Source organism: Burkholderia sp. AcTa6-5, assembly GCF_017815075.1.
Lineage (GTDB): Bacteria > Pseudomonadota > Gammaproteobacteria > Burkholderiales > Burkholderiaceae > Burkholderia > Burkholderia sola.
Genome location: NZ_JAGIQE010000028.1, coordinates 83105 through 89392, shown reverse-complemented (window position 1 = coordinate 89392; position 6288 = coordinate 83105). Strand labels below are relative to the sequence as shown.

The 6288-nt window shown below is 54.2% G+C and carries 3 protein-coding genes; all 3 read right to left on the bottom strand.

Annotation, left to right across the window (positions count from 1 at the left end):
* Positions 1–891: 891 nt before the first annotated feature.
* The 3 genes from J8I33_RS28950 to J8I33_RS28940 are packed head-to-tail and all read right to left on the bottom strand — an operon-like array spanning position 892 to position 6115.
* On the bottom strand, positions 892–1482 hold the full coding sequence (locus J8I33_RS28950; RefSeq protein ID WP_209939575.1) for a hypothetical protein: 591 nt from the start codon (positions 1480–1482) through the stop codon (positions 892–894).
* Positions 1483–1493: 11 nt separating this feature from the next.
* Positions 1494–3758 (bottom strand): peptidase M23, encoded by a 2265-nt coding sequence (locus J8I33_RS28945; protein WP_209939574.1) that lies wholly within the window; start codon positions 3756–3758, stop codon positions 1494–1496.
* Between the two features lie 5 nt (positions 3759–3763).
* A complete protein-coding gene (locus J8I33_RS28940) occupies positions 3764–6115 on the bottom strand; it encodes a type VI secretion system tip protein VgrG (protein WP_209939573.1) in 2352 nt (783 codons plus the stop codon).
* Between the last annotated feature and the right edge of the window lie 173 nt (positions 6116–6288).

Here is a 6288-nt window from a genome sequence, read left to right as displayed (position 1 = left end):
GACTTCTTCATTCTGTAGAACTCCCTCAACGAGAAAATTCTACTTCTGATCCCGCCGGTTCTGCGGGGGGATTACCGCATAGGCCCAGTTCGTTTAAGCCGAAGCTTCCCCGTATATAGAAACGGTATGTAGCACTCATCTTTCCCTAATGCGATGGTGTGCCCAACGTCGACATACTCAAGGCCATTGGGGATCACAAACGACAAATGACAATCATCCCTCAAGACCCTCTCCGGTTCCTTGCCACTCGCCGAACACACAAAGACCATAAAGCACAAAATACTCCCCCCCCCCGCAAAATGAATCGCCTCATGATTCCTCACATTATCGGCTTGTAGTCTGCATTCGGCACCACCTCCCAACCAACCACCTACCCACCCAAGCAAATTAATTTTTCTCACATTTTTGCATTTCAAATCCTGGAACATACGTCACATCAAACGAATGTGTCCTCTCTTTCTCGACATCCATCACCTCAACTCCAAATCGAATATTAATAACGATAAATTTTCGATCGTCACTAAATTCGGCATCATATACTCCGCCCCCCCATAAATCCCTCCCCTACAGCACGAACATCCCTCCCAATCAAATATATAGAAGGGTATGAAACTTGAGGAAATCGACGATCCATCGCAAACGGAAGCCCAAATATAATCAACACGGAATCGTCGAGACTAAATACTCCGCCATCGATAGAGTGATCGATTTTCATCGCCCCAACGTGCCTCCCACCCCTCAAAACAGCCATTTCTTGGGGCCGCTGATTTTCGCCACATAACTTTCATCGCAAGACGTTACTATTCCGGCCTTCGCACCACCATGGAAAATAACCAAAACCAAGTGAAGTGCAATTTTTCTCACAAGCCGCCTCGAAATTTGCATCCATGGTTATTTATCGATTTTTATGGATTTAATTATCTCATTAATCACCCTCACCTTACCCATTGCCTTTTCACTAAGCCTCCCACCCGGAGCGGGTGGCGTCTCAATGATGGCAGAGACGAAAATTGCCGGAGGTGTATTGTATTTTTTAGATGAAATCAATGCTGCTTCGTAACAAATCGCGGGACGCTTTTCTGCAGTGTCAGAAATATCGCAGAGCGTGTTGTCAGCCTCATAAACGATAAAATCTCCAATTTCTTCCTTTCTTGTTTCATAGAAACCACCGTAGCTCCCTTCTACATATACAAGAGCATCATCAGGCAATGAGGAAATTCGATTTTTACCTTCCGAAGGAAGTTCTCCGTATTTAATGAATCCATTGTCTTGGAAAATTTCGTCGGACGTTTTGTCGTATAGACATATGATAGCTATCGTTTCCAGCCGATTAACATCTACGCATACGGAACCGGAACCATCCGGATTGGCTCGCTTGTTTTCGTATGCAGGCAAATGAATTTTTGTTTTGTTATCAAATGTAAAATTTTTCGCATATAAAGGCGACGCGAATCCAAGCAAGCCAGTTGCGATGAGAGACATGACGAAATTTCTCATACCAGATCCATTAATATTATTGAAAGGCGTTGAGTGTGATTGATACGATCTTCCAGCCCGTTTGGCTTGCTCGTCTTTTTGTTTATCCCGTTGATAGCGCGAGACACGACGAAAATCGATTGAGCAGAGACATCCATCTCCCGGATCGATGAATTAATCGTAATGAACTTATTGCTTGCGGCACCTGCCGTCCAATACCACCCGCCTGCATCAATACAGTTAAATGGATCGATGCTAATTTGTTGGGGAGCGGCAATAATTGGCCGGATACGTGTTTTGTCTACCAACCATTTTACGTCGAAGGACGATGAATCTAGCCAGCCGCGGTACACCCAGTAGCTGGCATAGTTCACTCGCCCGGTAAGTTGCTTCATACCCCGTCCACGGAATTTGATCCCATCACCAGCGTCGATATTTCCAAGATCAGCTCGCCCTTCAAGATAGTCGAAATAGCGATCATCTTTATTTTTGTAAAAATCACTTGCTTCAGGTTGCAGACTCGCCGAAAAATTGGTGCTGGACGCCTCCATCATGCGAGCCAGCATGAACGACTCCACTGCCCCTTGACCAAGAAAATGCGTCATCCTCGTTGGCGTATTTACCAAATACTTTCGCATTCCCTGATTGAGCGGTACCCGATACTTTTCTCTCTTAGCGTATGGGTCCGGTGTTTCTCGACGGTTGTAGAGCTTATCTGGGTAGATACATGACAGTTCGTATGACGATAGCCAATTACACCGCCTAAAATGCCGAATAAACGCAAGCGGATGAAAAAACCACAGCCTCTGCCCTGCCGGAAGCCCCGTTTTGTTCCAAAACTGAACTTCCTTCAGATACTTCATGAAATCGTTGTAGCCCTTGTCGTTACCATGGTAGTAGCCGCCTTCGTCGAGCAATCTCGCATAGCGTTCTTCGTTGTTTGTACCATCCCATTCACTCGGCGCGTTGCAGACAAGGCCACGCAACTGCTGCCGTACCCATGCGTTACCTTTTACATAGGCCGAGAGCGCTCTAGTTTTATGAGCTTCCGGCGTTTCCCCTTCCACCATTGGTACTTCGTGCGGGGCAGCATCGTTCAGTACTTTCTTCAGCGCGTCCACATCGCACAGTCCGTCGCTGTCGAACGGCGTATTGCCCTCACTGATTTTCAGCCAGCCCATATAGGACAGGAAATTCGCGTCGGAGAACTTATGGATATTCGAGTTATTGATATCAATGTAGCCCGCCTTGTCTGTCGTCCAGTTGACCGGCATCCACGTCACGCATGCATCGGCAGCCAACGTTTTGTCCGTGGACAGGATGCGGCCAAAGCGAAGCAGCTCGTAACCGTCGCTCGGGCATGACGAATAAAGCGCCGCAGCACGCTTGTACAGATCGTATTCGTAGTCCTTTTCCTCGACAGGCTGCGGCGTAAGCAGCGTGCGGGTGCCGTCTTGCGCAACACTCCACACATTGGTGTATTTCGAGCCGAGGCTAAAGTAGGTCTCGACAAGCAACGGCAAGGTATTCGAGCCGTCGTGACCCGGCTTGAACTCGATGCCGTGTAATTTGTTGCGGGCATCGACCTTCGCTGGCAGACGGCGAAACTCGCTGCCTGCCGGAATGACGAAATACGCATGCCCCCACCAGTCCGTCTCGGCAGGAGCGGGAGGAGTAGGCGTGCTGTTACCCAGTTGCGTGCGCCCAAAATAGGCGTCGAAGTCCTCAGGCAACATGAAAATCTCAAAGTGCAGATGGGGCATCCCCTCATACTTCCCGCGCCATCCCAGTATGTCCTTGCGTTTGACGCTCAGACTAACTTTCGGATCTTCTTTCCCGGATTTCGCCGGCGTCACCTGCCCCTTGCTCACCGGCCCAGTCGGCATGCGCAGAAACTCGGGCATCTTTTTGGCGTTCGCGCTGTGCTGCCCGTATTCCGCCAGCGGCATCAGATGCATGTAGAGCGAATAGAAAGTCAGCGTGCGGCCTTCACCGGTTTCGGTCGTATGCTTGAGCAGCACGAAGCCCGTATGGCTCTTACCGTCGTCAACCGCATGCTGACAGACCCGGTAGGCAACAACTTCGCCGTCTGCAATCGCGTACACCTCGCCCTTGGTATCGGGTTGAAGATGCACACCGCAATGCCAGCGCCGATCAAAGGCGATCGGATAAATGCCATGAGCACATTCGAACTTGTCTACCGCGTCCATCATCGGATCGGGGTTCGTCCCGGTTGGGGCCGCGAGACCTGCGTCGGGCAAAAACGGCGGGCTGATAATCATGATCGTTACCGTGTGTGGCTGTATTTGGCGCTGGGCTGGTAGTCGCTCACCGGCAGTTGCGGCAGATTGACGGACGTATTGCCGGGCCCCTCGAACGTGAATGAAGCCGCTCTGATGCGGAATTCGCCAGGGCAGTTGAAAACAACGCTGCCGTTTTCGATGGTCATTGACGCGCCGCCGCTGGCCACCATCGCCCTTGTCTTGGCACTCACGAGCACGTTCGCGCCGGCGCTCGACACATGCAATTGCCGGTCGGAAAAGAGATCCATGGGCGCGCCTTGTGCCTGCAACTCGATTTTCCCTTTCGAGAAAATCTTGATGCCGAGCTTGTGCGCGCACAGCGAGATCAGGTCGCCCGCCACCATGCGCAGTCGCTTGACGATGCTCACGTCCATATCCCGGCCTGCGGTGACGATCACGTTCTCGCCTGCCGAGTGCTGCGTCGATTTCGCTGTCACGAACGCCATGCCGCCGGGAGCACTCGCAAGCAGCCCCGCGTCGCGAAGCTGATTCAGGCCGTCGAGCAGCGCCGCCTGCGCCGCACGGTCAGCAGGGTCGGCCTTGGCCTGCGTCGTCGCTGCCGCAAGGTCCGTTACGCGCTGCAATGCTGCCTTCAGCTGCGCAATCGCGGCAGGCATATCGAGATGCGGCGTCTCGGAGCCGGCTGCCGCGTCCGCCGACAAAAACAACCCCTTCGGCGCGCGCACCGCGCCCCAGTGCTGCGTGGTCAGTTCGAAGCCCTCGCCGCGCTTGTGCTTCTCCCTGTCGACCAGATAGCCCATGTTGAGCGACGACTTCCCGAACACCGTCGCCAACCGAACGCCCTCGTGATTTTTCAGGTCTTCGAAGCGCAGCTTGTTGCCAAGCAACGGTGAACGGAACACCGCACGGCTATACCAGCCCTCCTTGCCATGCACCAGATCCCGCCGGGCGTAGTCATGAACCGCCCCGGCAATCAGCAATCGATCGCAATTGCCTTGCGTCGGGACAATGCGCACCTCCGTTCTTGGCAATAAGGGGATGTGCAAGCCACCCTGATACGACGCGGACGCGCGCAGCAGCCGCAACGGCATGCTGTTCGTGCCGCGCTTGCCGCTGTGCCGGGTGAACAGGAGCCTGACGCGATAGCGGCCATATTCGTCCATCCATGCGTACGGTTCGTCATCGACGGACTCGACCACACCGATCAGCATCCCGGTGATCCATCGCCAGTGCCTTTCAGGAACGTATTCGGGCCGATAGGTCTGATGCGCCGGGATTGCTTCGAAGGTATTGATCGCCGACTGGCTGCGGCTACCGGTCGTAACGAGCTTCGTGATCACGATCCCGTGCGGCGCCTCGGCCACTACGTCATTGGTTATCCGCACCACCATGCCGGGCGTCATACCGATCACGTTACTCGTGCCCGCGAGCCGCATCTGCCGCGTGCGCAGTTCGTCACGCCGCGCATCGGCCAGCGCCTGCCCCTCTTCGATCGAATGGAAATGCTCGATGCCGCGGTTCACGCTCCCATAGACCGATCGATCGTCGTCGGCCACGACCGATTCGACCTGCAGCGGATCGTCGGGGATGCGATAGTTGTGGTCCCATTCGCGTACCGTCTGCGGCACCAGCGCGCGCGTGGCTTCCAACGTGAGAATCGCCTCGTGCCAACTCGTCAGGCCGGAGTGCGGCAGCAACGGCACTTCGAGCGCCCGCACATAGCCTCGCGCCGTATTGCCGAACACCAGCGTGTCGCGTTGGGGGCCGTCCTCTTTCTTCGCCTGTTTGAAGTAGTAGTAGACGCCCGCGCGGCGGCAATGCCGATCGATAAAGTTCGCGACCGTCTCTTCGTACATCACGGTTTGTTCGAACTTCCCGTCAAGCCCTTCCAGCTCGAACTCGACATCGAAGGACTGGAACAGACTGCGATCGACGATCACGTCGGTGAGCAACTCGCGCAAGGATCGGTCGAGAAACACGGCCGAGTCGTGCACCGATTCGAGCAGCGCGAACCGCGGCTTCAAATGAAGCTGATAGGTTGCCTCGTCACGCGTGGTCTTGATTCGCGTCCACTGCGTGACGACGCAGTGCACTGTGCGAGCGGTGTGACGCACGGGGTCGATCAATCCCGGCAGGGACGGCACCGATGCATGCTCGTCGATCGTGAAGATCGCCGGCCGCCCGACGGCGGCCGCGCCGTCGATATGCTTGTCTGGAGACGTGACCGTGATGTCGGCCAGAAACGGCGTGTTCATCGCCTCGGTGAGCGTGAATTCGGACACGGAGAGCGCGGAAGCAAGCGTCGCGATCTCGAGATGAAGAGACTGGGTAACGATCGCGCTCGGGTGTTGGAGCACGTCCTGAATGGTTCGCATGGCCACCGTTGCATGACGGGTTACATACATCGGCACGCCCCATTTGCTAGAACCTCAGGGATACGATGCCGTCGAATTTTCCCGAGTTAAGCAAATTTTCATAATGAAATCCATGAGACAAATACGAAATTTGAAAATCAAATCAACTACAATAAAATTAGGTTTGCGAATCG